Here is a 19785-nt window from a genome sequence, read left to right as displayed (position 1 = left end):
CCTTACTTCTTCCTGAATACCAGTTTAACGGGAGCCCCTTCAAAGTCGAAATGTTCTCTGAGCTTATTCTCCAGGTACTTCTCATAAGGAGCCTTAATGTATTGTGGCAGGTTACAGAAGAAAGCGATGGTTGGAGTTGAAGTAGGTAGCTGAGTAATGTATTTAATTTTTACATACTTGCCCTTGATCGCTGGTGGCGGATACCTTTCAATTTCCGGCAACATGGCATCATTCAGCTGTGACGTGGTGACCTTTCTGTGTCTGTTTTCATAGACCTTCACTGCCAGTTCTATGGCCTGGAAAATCCTTTTTTTATCAGTTACCGAAGTAAAGATTTTCGGGATCCAGGTATTTTGACCAAGTTTTTCATCGATTTCCGCGATGAACTTGTTCATGGTATTCGTCTCTTTCTCGATCAGATCCCACTTATTGATCATCAGCATTATACCCTTCTTGTACTTCATGGCCAGGCTGATGATGTTGACATCCTGAGCCTCTAGTCCTCTGGTAGCATCTACCATAACCACGCAGACATCAGAATCCTGTAGCGCCTGCAGCGCTCTCATGACTGAGTAAAATTCTATGTCTTCGTGTACCTTCGATTTCTTTCGAATGCCGGCAGTATCAGTCAAGATAAAGTCCTTACCAAAAAGTTTGTAGCGGGTATTGATTGAATCTCTGGTGGTACCCGCCACATCGGTCACAATCGTTCTTTCCTTACCCAGCAGCGCATTAACGAATGAAGACTTACCCGCATTCGGTCTACCCAGAATAGCGATTCTTGGAATATCAGCCTCAGGATCAGAAATACCATCATCTTCGAAGTGTTTCACGACTTCATCCAGTAACTCACCCGTACCCGAGCCATTAGCAGCAGAGATAGGGAATACATCGCCAATTCCCAGGGCATAAAACTCATGGGACTGGTAAGACCATTCAGCTGTATCTGCTTTATTGGCTACGATATAGATTGGCTTATCAAGACCTCTTACCACTTTAGCAAAGTCCTTGTCCAAATCAGTTAGTCCGTCATGACAGTCGGCCATAAACAGAATTACGGAAGCCTCACTCATGGCTTCAACAACCTGGTCTCTGATAGCTCCTTCAAAGACATCATCCGATCCGGTAACATATCCACCGGTGTCAATAACCGTGAAATGTTTACCTACCCACTGTCCGTAGCCATAATGCCTGTCGCGGGTTACCCCACTCTCATTGTCCATGATAGCCTGACGTTTCTCCACCAGTCGGTTGAAGAAGGTTGATTTGCCGACATTAGGTCGACCTACTATAGCGATAATATTTGCCATTTTCTATGTTGGATTTTTGATTGATGATTTTTGAATCCTCTCAATCCCAAATCAAAAATCGTAATTTTTAAATCTAGTTTGAATATCCAAAGCCCTTCAGCTTCTGTTCCTTTTTCCTCCAGTCCTGCTCCACTTTGACAAAGGTCTCTAAATGCACCTGCTTTCCGAAAAACTTTTCTAATTCTTCTCGTGCCTGAATGCCCACCTTCTTAATGGCCTCTCCTTTATGACCAATGACTATACCCTTTTGGCTTTTGCGTTCCACATAGATGTCAGACATAATCCGGATGATCTTTTCATCTTCCTTAAAGGTATGTGTCACCACTTCGCAGCTGTATGGAATTTCCTTTTTATAGTTCAGGAATATTTTCTCTCTGATAATTTCATTGACAAAGAACCTTTCCGGTTTATCTGTTAGCTCATCTTTTGGAAAGTAGGCCGGATGCTCAGGCAATAGCTCAATGATTTTCGCAAATAACTCTTCTATGTTGGTGCCATTTAGCGCAGATACTGTCATTTCAGCATCGAAATCATAGCGTTCTTTCCAATAAGCCATTTTATCCTCGGCCTGTGAACCCTTTGCCAGATCGACCTTATTCATGATCAGGATTTTGGGAATCTCCAGGTCTTTCAAAAAGTCTAATTGCCTTTCTCCATCGTATTTCTCGTACAGGTCGGTGACAAAAAGCAATACATCTGCATCTTCAAAAGAACTGTTGACAAAGCTCATCATAGTCTCATGAAGTTTGTATTCCGGCTTAAGAATTCCGGGGGTGTCAGAATAAATTACCTGAAAATCTTCTCCACTCAAAATTCCCATAATCCTATGGCGGGTCGTTTGCGCTTTGGAGGTAATTATGCTAAGTCGCTCACCCACAAGGGCATTCATTAAAGTCGACTTGCCAACATTGGGTTTACCAATGATACTGATGAATCCGGCTTTATGTGGTTTGGTAGACATTCTTAAAATTAAGTCGCAAAGGTACTTGTTTAGAATGGAATTGTCACCTACATTTGTAGCCCACTTCAGAAATCGTCTGAGGTTGTACACATCGCGGGATGGAGCAGTTGGTAGCTCGTTGGGCTCATAACCCAAAGGTCGCAGGTTCGAGTCCTGCTCCCGCTACTAAAAAGGACACTAAGAAATTGGTGTCCTTTTTTTATGCTCAAAATAGGCCTCTAACGTACCAAAAGCCTCGCCCCAAACTCAAAAGAAGTTCGATAATTCAGATACGGATTCAGAAAATTGACGATACACAGACCCAGAATTGCTATTGTGACTTCCAAATTATTCACTAGGTCTAAATAGGAGGTTTTTTTTCGGTTCGAGTTCGCTTCCTTTATTAAAGAATTTCTGAATTTGTGTGCAATAGGAGTTAAACATGAAAGTAGATTTGACAGAAATCACAGAGGAAGTATTCCGAATGCAGACCAATACCATCTGTATGAAGTTTAGGGAGGCATGTACAATCTATTCTGAAAAACAGCCAGATTCACAACAAACGATTAAGATTCTTAAGCACACAGATGCCCTTCTGTATAAATTCACCTTGGCTACAATCAATCTGGAATTTCTCTGGAAGATTTCTGAATTCAAGAAGGAAGCTTTGATAAAAGATGATCAACAAGTTGGTTATGAGTGGAATAATTCAAAATCCATAATTGACTCGATATTCTTTGAAAGCACCATAATTCAGATAAGAGCCTTCATTGACTTTGCACAAAAACTCAGTTGCGTCCGAATTGGCTATTACAAACCTATTAATGGTACCAATCATTTCTATAAGATTTTGAAAAGCTCAGAAAGTTATTTGGCATCTCAGATAGAGAAAGTCTTTAAAGAAGTAGATGAATCATGGGGGCAAGTCATTCGATCACTCAGAGATAAGGTATTGCACTATGATTTGATCAAAACTAGTCACTCATTTAGGCCGAGTATTCAAGAGAAGAATTATGAAGAATTTGCTCAAGGCTTAACCAACGAGATGTTTGAATTTCTTATGACACTCAGTGAAGTAATATTTGGCATTGAATGGATATCAGGAACTTTTGATCAGTTCAAAGTTCATTATAGCAGATAGTCCCATAGCGCCAGCCTTAATTAAATATTGTAAAAATTATATAGATTCATTTTGTAGTCAACTAAGATCATACACATGAAAGGGTAATGAGTGAGTTTTGGAATTATTTGCAGAATGCAACAGGGATTGACAGAGCTGTTTTGGCTCCAATTCTGATTACAATATTAGTTTTTTTCTGTGGTGAGCTTTTTAAGTTTTTGGGCCGAGCGATTCGAAAATGGAAGAGAAGGAGTAACTACAGAAAGATTTTCATGGAACTATCGAGTTCTATATCAAGCGATATTCTCAAACAATCAAATGGTTTTAAACAACTATATGAAACCTTGAACATTGAGAATCAAGAAGGCTTTGTAATGTCACATGCTACGATAGCTCATCTAGACAATTTTCTATCAATTCCATTCTCCGATTTTTACGATGCGTTCTTTGTTGGTCGGTTAAAGAAGTCCCTAGAATTATCTCAATTCAATAAAGTTTATAAGCATATAAGATCAATTTCAGAAATTCAGAATGATCTATCTAGCAAAATAGATCTGACCCAAGAAAGTTACTTGAAGTACAAAGCCAAATGGGATGAAAACGTAAGCAATTTCACATTCTTTTTAGAGAAGGTCATACACAATCCCGATATGCAAAATGTGCATCCAGATCAATGTGTTAGGTTGGACAAAATTTATAAGAATTATCAGGGAACCTCAGATCGGTTTAACCCCAATGTCATAGTAGAAACCCTTGTAAAACCTATTCAAAACTACCTCAAACAAAATGGCCCGACACCATTTAGTTTGGATATGCTAAGACTAGCAAACGATACCATTTACTCTAGGGACAATCTTAATGCAGTTTTAGAAGCTCATGCTCATGAATTTGGCGTTTATAAAGATGTGTATGATGCTGCATATCGCTTCTTGTCATCACTTCAAACATGATTTTGATTTTAAGCTGATCCCTGAAGTCTCAACCAAGGAAGGTGAAACTCCAAAATTTAAAACGTAAATAGTTCGATGTAACGCTAGCTCCCGCTACTTAGAAAAGCCAGTCATTTGACTGGCTTTTTTTGTTTCACTTTAGCCTCTTCTTTAGAAGCCATACTCTCCTTAATGGAGCCTTTCGGAATTGTTAAGAGGTAATTTCAGTTAAGTGGCTATTATGGGAGATAGCACTAACAAAAGAGCACAGCTGGTTTCATTTCTTGAACAAATTCAAATTCTTGATCAAAAAGAGATTGAGCAGTTTGTTGAATTGACCCGAATTAAAACTCTGAACAAAGGAGACTATTTTGTAAGGGAGGGAGATATATGCAGAGAGATCGCCTTTGTTAATAGTGGTATGCTGAGATCTTACTATTATTCCTCGACCGAAGAGGATATCACCTACTGTCTGACCTTTAAAAATGCTATGGCATCCGCATACTCCTCGTTTATTACAGGAAAGCAAACTCCTGAAAATATTCAGGCCTTAACGGATGTGGAGCTCCTGACCATATCAAAGAACCAAATCTTAGAGTTGGAAAAGCAAAGCCATAATTGGACAACCCTTTTTAAGCATTTCGCGGAGCAGGAGTACCTTAAGATGGAGAAGAGAATTTTTCTGCTACAAAAGGAAACGGCAGAGAAAAGGTATTCAGACTTGTTGGCGCACGAACCTGAGCTACTCCAGGCTATACCTCTCAATTATCTTTCGTCCTATCTGGGTATCACTCAACGCCATCTGAGCCGTATCCGCAAGTCACTGGTTTATTAGACAAATGTCCTTTCCGGGGCTTCTTCGTTCCTCTTCATTTGCAGAAAAAAGATGAAGAAGATTTTAGTTATCAATGGGCACCCGGATAAGGAAAGTTTTAACCATGCTTTGTCAAGGGCATATATCAAGGGTGCTCTCAAGGCGGGTGTTGATCCTGATGTGATCAATATAGCCGATCTCAGTTTTGACCCTGTCCTGAAATATGGCTATCGGAAGGTCATGGATTTAGAGCCTGATTTGGAAGAGGCTATTGGCAAGATCAAGAAGGCAGATCATATCGTCTGGTTTTTTCCCATGTGGTGGTATGGCTCTCCGGCATTGATGAAAGGCTTTATCGATAGAACATTCTTACCGGGTGTTGCTTATAAGTTTGAGGAAGGAAAAACATTTCCGAACAAGCTTTTTAAAGGTAAAACGGCCAGGGCTGTTATCACTGCGGATACTCCGAAATGGTATGATTTCCTGGTGATGGGTAAACCGGCTATTAAACAGTTCAAGAAAGGGACGATGGAGTTTTGTGGAATCAAACCGGTTAAAATAACCTACTTCGCCCCAGTCAATCATTCTAAAATGGAGCAAAGAGAGAAGTGGATCAAGCAAGTCACTGCGCTTGGTGAAAACCTTGGTTAATTCCAGACTTGTGTTCCGCTTTTTATTTAACCAGGAGATGCGGCTGGATTAATGAGTAGTTGCCTAATCCTTGGCTGGAAATACTGCTTTCAGTTAATTGACAGGTATAAAATACCTTTGTGATCAATAGAGAATATGGATTTTGGAGGCTTGCTTAATGCAATTGAAGGCTTGTGAATGTAATCACTTACGCTATTTCCTTATATTAGCAGTTACTCAAAAATCATTAAAGGTCATGTTCAAAAATTATCTAAAGGTCACTCTCAGAAATTTGAGGAGACAAGGGGGCTATACTGCTCTCAATATCATTGGTCTTACAGTTGGTATAGCATCAAGCTTGTTTATCCTGCTTTATGTATTCTACGAAACCAGTTTCGATAACTACCACGAAAAGGGAGATAGGATTTATCGAATTTCATCTAATATTTCAGAACCCGATAATTCCTTCAGGTGGGCAGTTACTCAGTTGCCTTTGGGACATATGCTCAAGCAGGAGTATGCTGAAGTAGAGCAGTATGTCCGTTATATCCCGAATGGCAGAACTCGTCTGGAGAAGGATCAGATCAACTACTTCGAAGAAAATGTCTACTACGCTGACTCCACTGTTTTCGATGTATTTGACTATGAATTCACTGCAGGAGATAAGGAAACAGCACTTGATAAGCCCAATGCTGTAATTCTCAATGAATCTGTAGCTCAAAAAATATTCAAAGGAACCAATCCAATTGGGGAGACCTTAAAAACGGATGGAGACAGAACGCTTGAGGTAACCGGGGTATTTAAGGATATGCCAGACAACTCACACATCATGGTTGATGTTATGATCTCTGCTCAGACGGTCATTCCTGCCGGTGTAGGGAACTGGGGCGGCTTCAATATATATACCTATGTGGTGCTTCAGCCTAATGTTACTCCAGCCGATTTCCAGCCCAAGCTTGACGAAATCTTGGTCAAACATGTGGATGTCATCTTCGAAAGAATGGGCATTAAGGTGCAGTATGAAATGCTACCCTTGCAGGATATTCACCTGACCTCTGATTTTGAGGGTGAACCCGTACCAGTGGGAAGTATGGAGTATGTTTATATTTTCAGTGGGGTTGGACTTTTCCTCATCATTATTGCCTGTATTAACTATATGAACCTGGCCACAGCAAGATCGGCCAGAAGAGCTATGGAAGTGGGAATCAGAAAGGTAATGGGTGCCAATCGTGGAGGCCTTGTCGGACAGTTCCTTTCCGAATCCGTGGTAATTACCTTCATTTCCATGGTCCTGAGTGTGATTATTGTCATCCTGATTGTCCCTGCAATGAATGACATGCTGGGGACTAACCTTAGCGCTGAGAATTTATTAGATACCAACATTATACTTTCATTGCTGCTGATTCTGGTTGTTACAGGAGTTTTAGGTGGAGCATATCCTGCTTTCTTCCTTTCTTCTTTTAAACCGGTTGACGTCATGAAAGGAGGAGGCAGTAAGACAGGAGGGAAACTGCTGAGAGTATCTTTGGTAACCGTTCAATTTGCCATTTCCATCTTCATGCTCATAGGCACCCTGGTTATTCATAACCAGATGGAGTATGTTAGAAATAAGGATTTAGGCTTTGATAAGGAACAGGTCTTACAAATTAGTCTGAATAATCCTCAGTCAAGGAATCAGTGGCCCGTACTTCAAAACCGACTATTACAAAGCCCTAATATTTCTGCGGTCGCTACGGGTAGTACTACTCCGGGCACAGGTACCGGCAAGCAAATCTATAGTATTGAAAATGCTGAAGGAGTAATGGAAGAAAAGGGCCTGGATAACTATCGGGTAGATTATGATTTCTTTCCGGCCCTGGGCATTGAGTTTGCTGCCGGAAGAAACTTTTCAAGGGAATATCCATCTGATTCTTCCAGGGCAGTTATTGTCAATCAGGCCATGGTGGAAAGGATGGGCTGGGAGAATCCACTAGGCAGAAGAGTTCAGGTGACTAATGATAGCATTCCTTCTTTGGTGATAGGTGTTGTCCAGAATTTCCATCAACAATCATTATATGATCCTATTCAGCCACTGATGTTTTTGCCTGCCCGAAACAATGGTTCGGCTATGGTTAAACTTCAGGGAAATATGACTGAAGCCATTGCCAGCGTTAGGTCGGTTTGGGAAGAAGTCTTCCCTACTTTACCCTTCGAATTTACCTTCCTCGATGAGAATTTTATGGAACAATATGAGACTGATCAATTGAGAGGTAAGTTATTTCTTGGCTTCTCCATGATGACGGTTCTAATTGCTTGTCTGGGCTTGCTGGGCTTGGCTTCTTACACTGCTGAACAACGGGCCAAAGAAATGAGCATTCGTAAGGTGCTCGGAGCCAGAACTCAGGGCATAATTGGGTTGCTGGTTCGTGACTTTGTGAAACTGGTATTGATCGCAGCAGTGCCCGCAAGTGTGGCGGCCTGGTATTTTGGCGATGGTTGGTTAAAAAGCTTTGAATTCCACTATGAGATTGGAGCTTCGGTTTTCATTATAGTCATAGTGGCTACGGTATTAATTACCATGTTGACCACAGGATACCACGCCCTGAGGTCTGCTACAGCTAACCCTGCGGAAAGACTTAAGTACGAATAGGAAAAGGCGATTATCTGATGGAAAAGGCTCATGGTTCAATCATGGGCCTTTTTTAATATGTCATATTCAACCTCAATTTGTGGCAAAGTCTAAGTAAACCCCTATTTTCAGTTTTTTGAATCGTTGAACAAAACCCAATCATCATGAGATTTGTGCTTTCCTTAATCCTTGGTATCGGCTTGGTTTTCACTGTAAATGCCCAGGCGGTTTATGAAGATGAACGTTATGTGCCTGAGACCGATCCTTTGGTATTAAAGAAGCTCGAAGAATGGCAAGGGCTTAAGTTCGGCCTGCTCATGCATTGGGGAGCCTATAGTCAGTGGGGTATTGTGGAATCATGGTCGCTATGTCCGGAGGAATATGGTTGGTGCGAGAGAACAAAGGGATCAAACCCACAAGACTATAATACTTATAGACAGGAGTATGAGAACCTGGCCCTGACTTTTAATCCGGTAAACTTTGATCCTGAGAAATGGGCAAAAGCGGCCAAAGAAGCGGGAATGCGCTATATGGTTTTTACCACCAAGCACCATGACGGCTTTACCATGTTCGATTCCCAATACACAGATTATAAGGTCACCGGTAGCAAGGGCATTTTTAAGAATCATCCCAGAGCGAATGTGACCAGGGAGATTTTTAATGCCTTTCGCAATGAAGGCATCTGGGCAGGAGCTTACTTCTCTAAACCCGATTGGCATTCTGAGTACTACTGGGATCCTTATTACCCCCCAAGAGACAGAAATGTCAATTATGAGCCGGAAGCTAATCCTGAAAAGTGGCAGCAATTTGTAGACTATACCCATAATCAGATAATGGAACTGATGACAGATTATGGCAAGGTGGATATTCTTTGGTTAGATGGAGGCTGGGTGGCCAAAACACCGAAAGGAGAAATTACCGAATGGTATGAAGGTGCCCTGGGAGAGCAAAATGCCAATGGCTACCTGAAGCACCGCATCGTCAATCAGGATATTAAAATGGATGAACTTGTTGAAAAGGCCCGGGAGCAGCAACCAGGTCTTATTGTTGTAGACCGGGCAGTTCATGGCAAGAATCAAAACTACTTAACGCCTGAAAACCGGGTACCGGAAAAACCACTCCCCTTTCCCTGGGAGTCGCCAATGATTTCAGGAGGCGGATGGTCACATACTTTCAATGCCAAATACATGAGCGGACATAAGGCCATTCATTTACTGGTAGATATTGTATCTAAGGGAGGTAATCTCTTGCTTAATATAGCCCCGGGGCCTGATGGTACCTGGCAGCAGGGAGCTTATGACTTGCTGGATGAATACGCTCAATGGATGAAGGTAAATAGTGAAGCCATTTATGAGACTCATGCTTTAGCTCCTTATAAGGAAGGTAAGATTGCCTTAACTCAAAAGCCTGATGGCACTACTTATTTCTTCTACATGGCAAATGAAGAGGAGAAGGCCATGCCTTCACAAATAGTGTTCAAAAGCTTGCAGCCTTCAGACAAGGCTGAGGTAAGTCTGTTGGGTGGTGGTAAGCTGAAATGGAAGAAAGAAGGTGAAGGTTTTGTTGTGACTATTCCATCCAAATGGCAGAAAAATCCTCCAGCCAACTATGTATGGGTGATTAAAGTGAGTGAGATTAATTGATTAGTTCTCTTTCACATTTGAATCATCTCTGCGAAGAGTGAAGCCAGAAATAGGGCTGCAAAAATAAAGAAGAAAAAGCGTGACCATTTTTTGAGTTCACCCGCCATTCTATTGAAGGCATGGGTTGCGGTTAATACAGAGATAAGTAGAAAAATGACTGTCCAGGCTAACATATTGAACTTGGCTTAGTTGAATTGGTATACCTCTCTTCAATAAGCAGACCACTTTGAGAAACGGGTAAAATCCGGAGATTCACCCTCTTCTTGGTTAAGCCTTCGGTAGAACTGAGAAAATCTTTGTCATTACAGGAAACAGCTTGGTCAGGACTTTGAATGGGAGAGAGATAAACATTGGAATATGCCCCTACTTGGAAAGATCATTAAGAAAGCAATAGATATCGGTGGCCAGTTTGCCGAAAGTGATAAATCACCTGCAGCGCTTCAGCATGAGGTATTACGAGAGCTACTGGAAAAAGCCCGCTCCACCGCTTTTGGGAAACACTACCACTTCGATAAGATCTTGTCAGAGAATGAGTTGAAAAAGGCCTTCAGTAAGGAAGTTCCAGCGTTTGACTACCATGTCATGCACGATAAATGGTGGAGTAGAACATTGGAGGGAGAAGAAGATGTTTCCTGGCCCGGAAAGCCGGAATATTTTGCATTGAGCTCCGGTACTACGGGAAGTGAGAGCAAGCGTATTCCTGTAAGTTCAGCCATGATTGAGTCGATTAGAGAGACTGGCCTCAAACAGATATTGAGCCTTTCGGAGCATGATCTGCCGGACCAGTTTTTCGAGAAACAGATTCTCATGTTGGGTAGCAGTACTGACCTTGAAGAGGTAAATGGGCACTATGAAGGAGAGATTAGCGGCATCAGTGCCAGTAACATCCCCTTCTGGTTTCAGGGGTATTATAAGCCAGGGGAAGAAATCGCCAGCATCGATGATTGGGACGAAAGAGTACTGGCTATAGCCAAAAAGGCTCCTGATTGGGATATCGGGGCTATTTCAGGCATCCCGTCATGGATTGAGCTCATGCTTCAAAAGGTAGTCGATTATCATCAGACCGATACCATTCACGATATCTGGCCCAACCTGATGGTATACAACTCGGGAGGAGTCGCCTTTGACCCATATCGCGCAAGCTTCGATAAACTGACTTCAAAGCCATTGCTTTATCTCGATACCTACCTGGCTTCTGAGGGCTTTGTGGCTTATCAATCCAGGCCTAATGAAAACATGGCCATGCAACTGTCATTACAGTCCGGAATTTACTTTGAGTTTATTCCTTTTAAAGAGGAGTATTTCAATGAAGACGGAAGTCCGATACCCGATGCTCCGGCCCTGACTTTAGAGGAGGTGCAGCCCGATGAGGAATATGCTCTGCTCATTTCTACAGTGAGTGGAGCCTGGCGATATAGCATTGGAGATACCATCAGGTTCATAGATGTGGAAAGAGCCGAAATCAAGATTACAGGTAGAACCAAGCACTTCCTCAATGTAGTTGGCTCTCAACTTTCGGTTGCTAAAATGAATGAGGCTATTCAGGAACTGGAAGGCAAATTCGGTATACAGGTACCTGAGTTTACGGTTGGCGCAGTCAAGCGGGAAGGAGAGTTCATTCATCAATGGTTCTTAGGCCTGTCGGATGATTCGCAAGCCGAAGAGCTTAAAGTGAAAGAGAGTCTTGACGATATTCTTAAAGCCAGAAATAAGAACTATAAAGTGGCCAGGTCTAAATCACTCAAAGGTATTGAAGTAAACCTGATCAAGGCGAGCGACTTCCATGACTGGAATGCCCGCAATAAGAAGAAGGGTGGCCAGGTTAAAACTCCCAGAATGATGAAGGAGGAATCTCTGCAAGAATTTGAGAGCTATTTAAAGTCTAAATAGCAGGTTCTGCTAACTTGGTCGGATTGGTATCCACCATTTTTAATATTTCTTCAGGAGCCAGGTACAAACGTTTCATTTTCTGCTTGTAGCTGTTGGGTATCTCGGCATGGTTCAAAATGTAGTTCTTGGTCTTGACTATCTTGTCACCGAGGCCGTGTTGTACTGCATATTCATCGGCTTTTCTTTCAGCCCCCTTAACAAAATGCTTCGAAAAGAGATAATTCACTCCAAACCGGATCATTCCCCAAACAGACCTGTCTTTATAATCCATTAAATGACCCAATTCGTGACCAAGCCAGCCAATTAAAACATCTTCCGGTAAATCTTCCACCTTGAGACTATCGGATCCGAGTTTGATGGTCCTGCTGATATTAACATAGTAAGCCCTTTCCTCCAATATTCTGAACATGGTCTTGAATATCGGCTGGGCACTCATGATGATATGGTCCTTAGGCTTGACGAACCTGAAGGTAATGGGGGTGTTTTTAAGTTCAGGATAATAAGAAAGGGTTTCCAGTACCGGAAAATAAATCTCTTCCGGTATGGATTTCTTATACCCAAACGTTTCTATCTTCTTCATATACTTGCCTCCTGCTTATAATCTAACCGCGATTCGCTGCTTTCTGAAGACCTGTCGATCATGGCTCTGATGAGTAAAAAGCTTACCAGAAAAAGAATCACCTCAACGGCTGTCCATCGAATCACAAATGCATTAGCCACCCCTTCCGCAATAAAGCTGTAAACTCTTCCTATCAGAAAACCAATGGTATAAAGGCTGATAAAACCTAATGCGGTTTTTTGCATTCTAAAAGCCGCATAAAACAGAAATAATGAAAAAACCAGATTCAGGCCGCCATAATATGAGCGTATTGAGTTAAAAGCGCTGTCCGATACGGCTTGAATACTGAGATATTCCATGACTTGCTCTGGAGCCAGGAAAGAGCCCAAAGAAACGGCCAGGAAAATTAAGCTGACCAATAGAATAAATCCTGTCGTAAGTATTTTCAGAAAGTTCATTGAATCACTGTTTTAAGTTCAACATTCGTTTTTTGGGTAATGCCTCTGATCATGCCTTTAAAAACAAAGCCATGAAACGGCAGTACAGAAAACCAGTATAGCCTTCCCCACAAGCCTTTAGGTCTGAATGTGGCAGTCTGATGAAGCACCTGGTTTTTATCAATCTTAAATTCCAGCCAGGCATCACCCGGTAATTTCATCTCGGCAAAAAGCAATAGTCTCTTCTTTGACCTGTCGGCAATAATTACTCTCCAGAAGTCCAAAGAGTCACCAGAATTGATTTCTGTAGGATGTGTTCGACCACGCCTCAGGCCTACTCCGCCAACGATTTTGTCCAGGTAGCCACGGATTTTCCACAACCAATTACCATAGTACCAACCTCGGTCTCCTCCAATGGACCAGATCTTGTCGAGGACATGTTTTTCATCAACTACTGATACTTGCTGATGATCTTTAAAACAACCGAAAGAAGGTACTTCTACCAGGTCTTCAAAACGCTTATTAATGGTCTCACTAGACATAGCATCTTTCCAACTGGATATTAATTGATTTTGCTTAATCCGGGAAAAGGCCCTTTTTACCGCATCCGGATAGCTAATCAAGTCTATGTTTAAATGTTCGAGTAGCTCATTCTCTCTGGCTATCACTTCAGTCTTCATGCTGTCAACCAGGTTAGAGGCCAGGTTATACGAGGTAGAAGTAACGAAGTAGAGCCAGTAGGAGCTCAATCTCGGACTTAGCACCGGAACAGATAGAATCCATCGTTTGAGCCCTCTCACCTCTGCGAACCGGAGTAGCATCTCTTTGTACGACATGGTATCCGGTCCGGCAATGTCGAAGGTTTTATTGTAGAGGTATTCATCAGCTAATGATCGGTCCAGAATTTCGAGGATATTTTTTACAGCGATAGGTTGTGACTTGGTTCTCAACCATTTCGGGGCAATCATGACTGGTAGTTTCTCTACCAGGTCTCTGATGATCTCGAATGATCCGCTTCCTGAACCTACAATAATCCCGGCCCTTAGGCTTGTGAAATTATAGTTGCCTTTGCTGAGAATTTTTTCTGTCTGTAGTCTGCTTTCCAAATGGGGCGAAAGTTCTTTATCATTAGCAATACCTCCTAGGTAGATGACATGCTTCAGGTTTCTTTTGTCACTGATTCGCTTGAAATTCAAAGCCATTTGAGTCTCCTTTTCCGCGAAGTTTCCTCCAGACATAGACATGGCATGCATGAGGTAATAGGCTGCATCAATATCTTCCGGAATATGGTTGAGCGTTTCTTCTTTCAGGAAGTCTACCTCTATGACGGAAACCTGTTGATGATCACTGAGAGAATGATTAAAGCGGGTAGCATCTCTTACACAGCAAACGACCTCAAGATTCCTTTCCACAAGAAGGTAAAGGAGTCTCTTCCCAATGTAGCCGTTCGCCCCTGTCAGTAAGACTTTCACACTATGTTAAACAATGTTGACCGGTCTGAATGTTTATATAAAAATGAATTTGTTTCCATCGGAAACAGTCACCCGACTCAAAGTGTAGAATCAAAATTTTATGAATTTTAATATTTCAAAAGCTTTTCAAATTGTTGAAGATAAGCTGGAAGGTTGGTTACAAACCTTAACCGAAATGCTGCCCAATTTTGTGGTTGCCATTCTGGTTCTTATCATTTTTTACTTTATCTCAAGGATAGTTCGCCTGGCTTCTAAAAAACTGATGTCAAGGTTTATTGAACAACCCGCAATTATTGGGTTGCTTTCAACCATCATTTCTATTGTGATCATTGGCTCGGGCCTGGTCATAGCATTGAATCTACTACATCTCAGTAAGGCCGTTACCTCGCTGTTGGCTGGTGCCGGTATTGCCGGTCTGGCTATTGGTTTTGCCTTTCAGGACATTTCAGCCAATTTCATTTCCGGGATCATTATGGCCTTCAGAAAGCCACTCAATGTGGGTGATATTATTGAGACTAATGGCGTTACCGGCTTTGTCAAAGATATTCAGCTAAGGGCGACAATACTGGAAACCTTTCAGGGCTTACATGTCATTATTCCTAATCGCTTAATTTTTCAGAATGCCATCACCAACTACACTAAGACGCACCAAAGAAGGGTAGACCTGTATGTTGGAGTTTCTTATGCAGAAGATTTAGAAAAGGTGAAGCAGGTTACCGAAGAAGCAGTAATGAAGAATCAATACCTGACAGATGACAAAAATGTTAACCTCGTGTTTGAGGGTTTTGGCGATTCATCTATCAATTACAGAGTAATGTTCTGGGTGAATTACTCTCCTACTCAGCCCAACTATCTGGAGGCACGTAGTGAAGCCATTATGGCCATCAATAAAGCCTACAAAGAAAAAGGTATTACCATTCCATTCCCTATTCGTACACTGGACTTTGGTATTAAGGGAGGAGAGAAGTTAGAAGGTCATTTGAAGACGCTTCAACCCAACTCATGAGGTGAAATGGTATGGCCTTTGAATTATTAATGGTGAACAAAACATTGAACATCATGAAAAAATTAAGCTTAACTCTAATTGCCATTATCTTTTCATTTGGTATTGTTGCCTGCAATGATGGAGATAGCTGGGTAACGGAAAAGAAAGAGCTATCGGACAAGATTGATCAATCTTTGGGTGATATAGAAAATGCCATTGACGAGATTGATAATGATCTCAAGGATGCCTCTGAAGATGTGGCCGAAAACCTGAGAGAAAAGAAAGAGGATTTACTCGATCAGAAGTCAGCTTTGGAAGAAGCAAAAGAAGACATTGCTGACGCAACCGAAGAGACCTGGGAAGACACAAAAACCTGGGTAGAAGAAGCATATTCTGATGTAGAAAGCTTCATTAACGGATAGGAAAGACGTTTTTAGATAAAGCACAAAAAAAGCCGGGACATTGCCCGGCTTTTTTTGTGCTTTATAATTTTAATATCCGACCAGTTGTAATACCAGTGAGATAGCAAATAAAACAACGAAAATAAAGAAGAGAAACTTGGCGACCTTGGTAGATGCAGAAGCTACTCCCCTGAAGCCGAAAAGTCCGGCTACTATTGCGATTACAAAAAATATAATTGCCCAGGTTAACATATTTCAAAGTTTTAGTTGAACATGATTTGTGCACTTTGCACATCCTTATAAATCAAAAATGTTTCCGATTTTGGGCATGTCCTTCAGACAGTTCAGAGAAGCCTCCATTGTCCAAATACTTTTCAGATTGAGAATTCTATTGTCAGAATAGTAAACCACCGGCATTTGCAAAGCTCAACTTTGATGCATATCATAATAAATGCTGACTTAGGTCAACAATTTTTTAAGAATAAGAAACGAGATTCAATAAGTCATAAAAACAGGAGGAGCTATGAAAAAGATTATTGTCCCGATAGATTTTTCCAAGTGTTCTAAAAACGCTTTAGGAAATGCGATTAAGATTGCTGAACGTATGAAGCTGGAGTTAATACTCTATCATGCGGTTGTTTTGCCGGTAGGTTTTGCTGAAGGGGCTCCTGTTGGCGGAATGGATTATGGCTTCGAAGAGTTAGAGAAGGAAGCCAGAAAGGATTTGGACTCTTTGATTAAGGAGTTTCCCTTGCTTGAAAAAATAAAACATCAAACTTTCGTTCAGTATGGACCTCTGCATGAAGGTATCAACGACCTCAATGAAGATGGAAAGGTAGCACTTGTGGTCATGGGAACACATGGCGCTTCAGGATTTGCCAAGTCACTCATTGGCAGCAATGCATACAATGTAATGAAGCATATTGCCTGTCCTGTTATTGCCTTGCCTGAAGATGCGGATATCACTAAAATGACCCATATTGGTATTGCTGGCGATTTCATTTCAGTTCCTAATCCTGACCTGATTCAAATCATCATTGAACTGGCTAAGGCTTTCTATGCTCAGATCCATGTAGTTCATATAGACAAAGGAGAAGTGGATGTAAAAGGTCAGATTGATGTGGCAAGAAGAATGGAGAAATACCTGAAGCATACCAATCATACTTTCCATTTCAGGAAGTTTGAAGATGTGGAAGAGGGCTTACAGGAAACTGCAAAGGAACTCCATATTCAACTTCTGGCAATGATTGCCAAGCATCATGGGTTCTTCGATAAGCTGAGACATACCAGTCATACCAAGCAGATGATTCTTGATATACCAATGCCATTAATGGTATTGCATGAATAGGTTTAATATAGTTTCAACCCCATATTAAAAGCCCACATCTCCTGTGGGCTTAATATTTTGAGCCCTTCCCCTGTATGAAAGGCATCAATGCCACAGGTCATGGGTTCAATGGCAATACTTCGTTCATCATATTTGAAAATCTGGATAAAGGGGCAATTCATGTTTTGCCATATCTCGAGAGAGCCGAAATCAGGATAGGTAAGAAATACGCTGTTCCTTTCTTCTACTCTTTCCAGACTAAAGCAAGTGTCGAGCTGACGGCCTTGAATCGAAGTAAACTCCTGAAAGTCTTTGTATAAATTCCTTTCCCCGGTAGGAATCATATTTTCGTCAACCTCTACTTTGCTGACTTTAGGGATTTTGAGCCTGCATGCCTCTTCAGTTTGGGTCAGATCGAAATATGGGTGCCAGCCAAAGCCGCAGGGCATGTTTCTGGTATCCTCGTTAATTACTTTGACATCTATGGTCAGTTCATTTTTATTGAGCTGATAGGTGATTTCCAGCCTGTAGGCAAAGGGGAATGCTTTTTCTTCACCAGAGCTCTCATAGCTTACCCTGAGTGAATTTTCGCTCTTTTCCTGAACGCTGAAAGGCTGGTTATATACCAATCCATGCAGGGCGTTCGGGCGGCCAAAGTCATTGTGATCGAACTGGTACTCATTTCCTTCAAAAGTAAAATGACCATCGGCCAAACGATTCGGAAATGGAAATAACAGCGAGCCCTCAAATGAGTTGTAGCCCCGGTTATTAATAGGAGCGAAAGTTGTTTCTCCTTTGGTGCAGGAAAAATAGGTCACAGCAGCACCATTTTGAGTGTCAATACGAACAGATGTTCCTCTAAAAGTTAATTCTTGCATTTAATCATTACTACTTAGCTGATCTGATAGACTGTGTGTGTCTGTTCATCCATCGACTACCACCAAGGCAGTGGTATTGTCAGATCCGCAATAGAGTTAATGACCATATCGGGTTTAAATGGATAGTTGTTCAAATCTTCTTTCTTAGACATGCCTGAAAGGGTAAGAATGGTATTGTAGCCCACCTGAACACCTCCCTGAATATCGGTGGCGAGTGTGTCGCCAATAACGGTTACTTCATCGGTGGCCAGGCCAATATGCTTTCTGGCCTGTCGCATCATCACAGGGCTTGGCTTACCAACAGAGAAGGCCTGTTTGCCTGTGGCCGCTTCAATCATGGCCACAATTCCTGCAATGCCGAGGTTATTCCATCCGGCTTTTCGGGGCGAAGGGTCAAGGTTGGTAGCAATGAGTTTGGAGCCGGCCAGAATAAAATCAATTGCCTTTCTCACCATTTCGAGGGTGAAGTTGATGCCTTCTCCCACCACAACAAAATCCGGATCATTTTGTACCAGGGTAAAGCCATGTTCATGAAGGCTGGAAATCAGCCCCCCTTCTCCCAGTACGTAGGCAGTTCCTTTAGGAAACTGCTGTCCCATAAAGTGGGCTGTAGCCATGGCAGAGGTATAGACATTTTCAGGCTCCACATGAATGCCCATTTTCGCCAGTTTTCTGACTGCATCCAAAGGAGTCCTTTGGCTATTGTTGGTCATAAATGTAAATGGAATGCCTTCTTTCTGAAGTGTTTTGATGAAAGTGTCGGCACCGGGAATCATCTTGTTTTCTACATAGATAACTCCATCCTGATCGATTAGAAAACCTTTGGGCATAGTGGTTATTTCAAGACGGTTGACAATATTTGTTCAACAAGCCTGGCACTTGCCAAACTCTCTTCTAAGGTAAAAAGGTTTGATTCTTTTTCCCCATGATTAATGCATTCTCTCGCTTCTATAATCTCATGGGCATAGCCTGTGCTGATGAAAGGAAGCTCTACTTTTTCTACTTCTTCTCCTTTGATGACTTCAAACTCCTGACACTTCCAGAACAGTGGCATTCTAATGAAACCTTCTTCACCGTATATGCAGGCTTCCTTATTTGAGTTAAATACGATACTGGCAGAAAGTTGTGCCGTACAGTTGTTTTCATAGGATAACTGCATAATCATGGTTTCATCAAAGCCCGTTTCACCTACTTGTGCATGGGCATCAAAGGACTCAGGCTGCCAACCAAAAAGGTCGGCTGCTATTGTCAGCGGATAAACACCCACATCGAATAGAGCTCCTCCGGCCAAATCCGGATTCAGTAATCTTCCATCACGGGTGAGCTTGTCTATTGATCTGAAGCCAAAGCTGGCAGTTATATGTTTGATTTTTCCTATCTCTCCTGATTTGGCCCTTTTTAGGGCTTCTCTATAGGCAGGTAAAAAGCGCATCCACATAGCCTCCATGAGAAACTTACCAGTTTCCTTAGCCACATGCTGCATTGCTTCAATCTCCCGGCTGTTAATACCCATTGGCTTTTCACAAACCACATGTTTGCCGGCCTTTAAGGCTGCAATGGTATGTTCTTTATGAAAGTTATGCGTGGTACTGATATAGACTATCTCTACCTGTTCATCAGATAGCAGTGCATCGTAATTGTCATAGACTTTGACATTAGGAAATTCCTTTTGTAGACTTTCAGCATTCGATCTTGAAGCAAATGCATAGGCCATTTCACCATCAACAGCCTGAAGGCTCTCCAAAAACTTACGAGCAATTCTACCGAAACCTATAAATCCCCAGTTCATATTTCTAAGATCATCATTAATGATTAAAAGGCGAGGAAAAATGCCGATTAAAT

Annotated in this window: 19 protein-coding genes and 1 tRNA gene; 11 read left to right on the top strand and 9 right to left on the bottom strand. The window is 41.8% G+C overall.

Translation table 11 applies throughout. The features are described from left to right. Window positions 1-2: 2 nt before the first annotated feature. Both der and era read right to left on the bottom strand, forming a co-directional pair. Window positions 3-1310 carry a ribosome biogenesis GTPase Der gene (der, locus tag ACOOEY_RS08655; RefSeq protein WP_420388271.1) on the bottom strand — a complete coding sequence of 436 codons (1308 nt, stop codon included), beginning with the start codon at window positions 1308-1310 and terminating at the stop codon, window positions 3-5. Between the two features lie 73 nt (window positions 1311-1383). After that, window positions 1384-2271 carry a GTPase Era gene (gene era, locus ACOOEY_RS08650; RefSeq protein WP_420388270.1) on the bottom strand — a complete coding sequence of 296 codons (888 nt, stop codon included), beginning with the start codon at window positions 2269-2271 and terminating at the stop codon, window positions 1384-1386. A gap of 92 nt (window positions 2272-2363) precedes the next feature. On the opposite strand from era, the gene ACOOEY_RS08645 reads away from it, so the two are divergent. The 8 genes from ACOOEY_RS08645 (at window position 2364) to ACOOEY_RS08610 (ending at window position 11884) form a co-directional block, all read left to right on the top strand. After that, window positions 2364-2436 (top strand) — tRNA-Met (locus tag ACOOEY_RS08645). Between the two features lie 256 nt (window positions 2437-2692). Then, window positions 2693-3391 (top strand): hypothetical protein, encoded by a 699-nt coding sequence (locus ACOOEY_RS08640; RefSeq protein ID WP_420388269.1) that lies wholly within the window; start codon window positions 2693-2695, stop codon window positions 3389-3391. 86 nt (window positions 3392-3477) lie between these two features. Then, entirely contained in the window at window positions 3478-4320 is an 843-nt protein-coding gene (locus tag ACOOEY_RS08635) for a hypothetical protein (protein ID WP_420388268.1), read from the top strand. A 220-nt stretch (window positions 4321-4540) separates the two neighbouring features. After that, window positions 4541-5134 (top strand): Crp/Fnr family transcriptional regulator, encoded by a 594-nt coding sequence (locus ACOOEY_RS08630; RefSeq protein WP_420388267.1) that lies wholly within the window; start codon window positions 4541-4543, stop codon window positions 5132-5134. 51 nt (window positions 5135-5185) lie between these two features. Beyond that, window positions 5186-5764: an NAD(P)H-dependent oxidoreductase gene (locus tag ACOOEY_RS08625; RefSeq protein ID WP_420388266.1), complete on the top strand. Its 579-nt coding sequence runs from the start codon at window positions 5186-5188 to the stop codon at window positions 5762-5764. 235 nt (window positions 5765-5999) lie between these two features. Continuing rightward, window positions 6000-8372 (top strand): ABC transporter permease, encoded by a 2373-nt coding sequence (locus tag ACOOEY_RS08620; RefSeq protein WP_420388265.1) that lies wholly within the window; start codon window positions 6000-6002, stop codon window positions 8370-8372. A gap of 143 nt (window positions 8373-8515) precedes the next feature. Then, entirely contained in the window at window positions 8516-9994 is a 1479-nt protein-coding gene (locus tag ACOOEY_RS08615) for an alpha-L-fucosidase (RefSeq protein ID WP_420388264.1), read from the top strand. A 357-nt stretch (window positions 9995-10351) separates the two neighbouring features. Beyond that, window positions 10352-11884: a GH3 family domain-containing protein gene (locus tag ACOOEY_RS08610; protein WP_420388263.1), complete on the top strand. Its 1533-nt coding sequence runs from the start codon at window positions 10352-10354 to the stop codon at window positions 11882-11884. On the opposite strand, the gene ACOOEY_RS08605 is transcribed toward ACOOEY_RS08610, so the two are convergent. The 3 genes from ACOOEY_RS08605 to ACOOEY_RS08595 are packed head-to-tail and all read right to left on the bottom strand — an operon-like array spanning window position 11877 to window position 14352. After that, a complete protein-coding gene (locus ACOOEY_RS08605; protein ID WP_420388262.1) occupies window positions 11877-12464 on the bottom strand; it encodes a hypothetical protein in 588 nt (195 codons plus the stop codon). The two genes, ACOOEY_RS08610 and ACOOEY_RS08605, sit on opposite strands and share 8 nt — an antisense overlap. After that, complete coding sequence (locus ACOOEY_RS08600) at window positions 12461-12901, bottom strand: DUF4345 domain-containing protein (protein ID WP_420388261.1); 441 nt, start codon at window positions 12899-12901, stop codon at window positions 12461-12463. Before ACOOEY_RS08600 ends, ACOOEY_RS08605 begins: the two co-directional genes overlap by 4 nt. Further along, entirely contained in the window at window positions 12898-14352 is a 1455-nt protein-coding gene (locus ACOOEY_RS08595; RefSeq protein ID WP_420388260.1) for an SDR family oxidoreductase, read from the bottom strand. The genes ACOOEY_RS08600 and ACOOEY_RS08595 overlap by 4 nt, the downstream gene beginning before the upstream one ends. A gap of 100 nt (window positions 14353-14452) precedes the next feature. Between ACOOEY_RS08595 and ACOOEY_RS08590 the strand changes: the two genes are divergently transcribed. Then, window positions 14453-15358: a mechanosensitive ion channel family protein gene (locus ACOOEY_RS08590; RefSeq protein ID WP_420388259.1), complete on the top strand. Its 906-nt coding sequence runs from the start codon at window positions 14453-14455 to the stop codon at window positions 15356-15358. 53 nt (window positions 15359-15411) lie between these two features. Next, entirely contained in the window at window positions 15412-15759 is a 348-nt protein-coding gene (locus ACOOEY_RS08585; RefSeq protein ID WP_420388258.1) for a hypothetical protein, read from the top strand. Window positions 15760-15828: 69 nt separating this feature from the next. On the opposite strand, the gene ACOOEY_RS08580 is transcribed toward ACOOEY_RS08585, so the two are convergent. Next, a complete protein-coding gene (locus tag ACOOEY_RS08580; RefSeq protein ID WP_420388257.1) occupies window positions 15829-15990 on the bottom strand; it encodes a DUF1328 domain-containing protein in 162 nt (53 codons plus the stop codon). A 271-nt stretch (window positions 15991-16261) separates the two neighbouring features. Between ACOOEY_RS08580 and ACOOEY_RS08575 the strand changes: the two genes are divergently transcribed. Next, window positions 16262-17086, top strand: a complete 825-nt coding sequence (locus ACOOEY_RS08575) for a universal stress protein (protein WP_420388256.1) — start codon at window positions 16262-16264, stop codon at window positions 17084-17086. Between the two features lie 2 nt (window positions 17087-17088). Here the strand turns inward: ACOOEY_RS08575 and ACOOEY_RS08570 are convergent, their stop codons facing one another. From ACOOEY_RS08570 to ACOOEY_RS08560, 3 genes are read right to left on the bottom strand one after another with little or no spacing between them, the layout of a single operon-like run. Beyond that, window positions 17089-17943 (bottom strand): aldose 1-epimerase, encoded by an 855-nt coding sequence (locus tag ACOOEY_RS08570; RefSeq protein WP_420388255.1) that lies wholly within the window; start codon window positions 17941-17943, stop codon window positions 17089-17091. A 56-nt stretch (window positions 17944-17999) separates the two neighbouring features. After that, the gene (locus ACOOEY_RS08565) at window positions 18000-18773 is read right to left on the bottom strand and encodes an HAD-IIA family hydrolase (RefSeq protein WP_420388254.1); all 774 of its coding nucleotides are present in this window, start codon (window positions 18771-18773) and stop codon (window positions 18000-18002) included. Between the two features lie 5 nt (window positions 18774-18778). Continuing rightward, window positions 18779-19732, bottom strand: coding sequence for a Gfo/Idh/MocA family protein (locus tag ACOOEY_RS08560; protein WP_420388253.1), 954 nt, complete (start codon window positions 19730-19732; stop codon window positions 18779-18781). Window positions 19733-19785: the final 53 nt, after the last annotated feature.

This window comes from Roseivirga sp., from assembly GCF_965216855.1.
GTDB lineage: Bacteria > Bacteroidota > Bacteroidia > Cytophagales > Cyclobacteriaceae > Roseivirga.
This window is presented reverse-complemented; position numbering and strand designations above follow the sequence as displayed.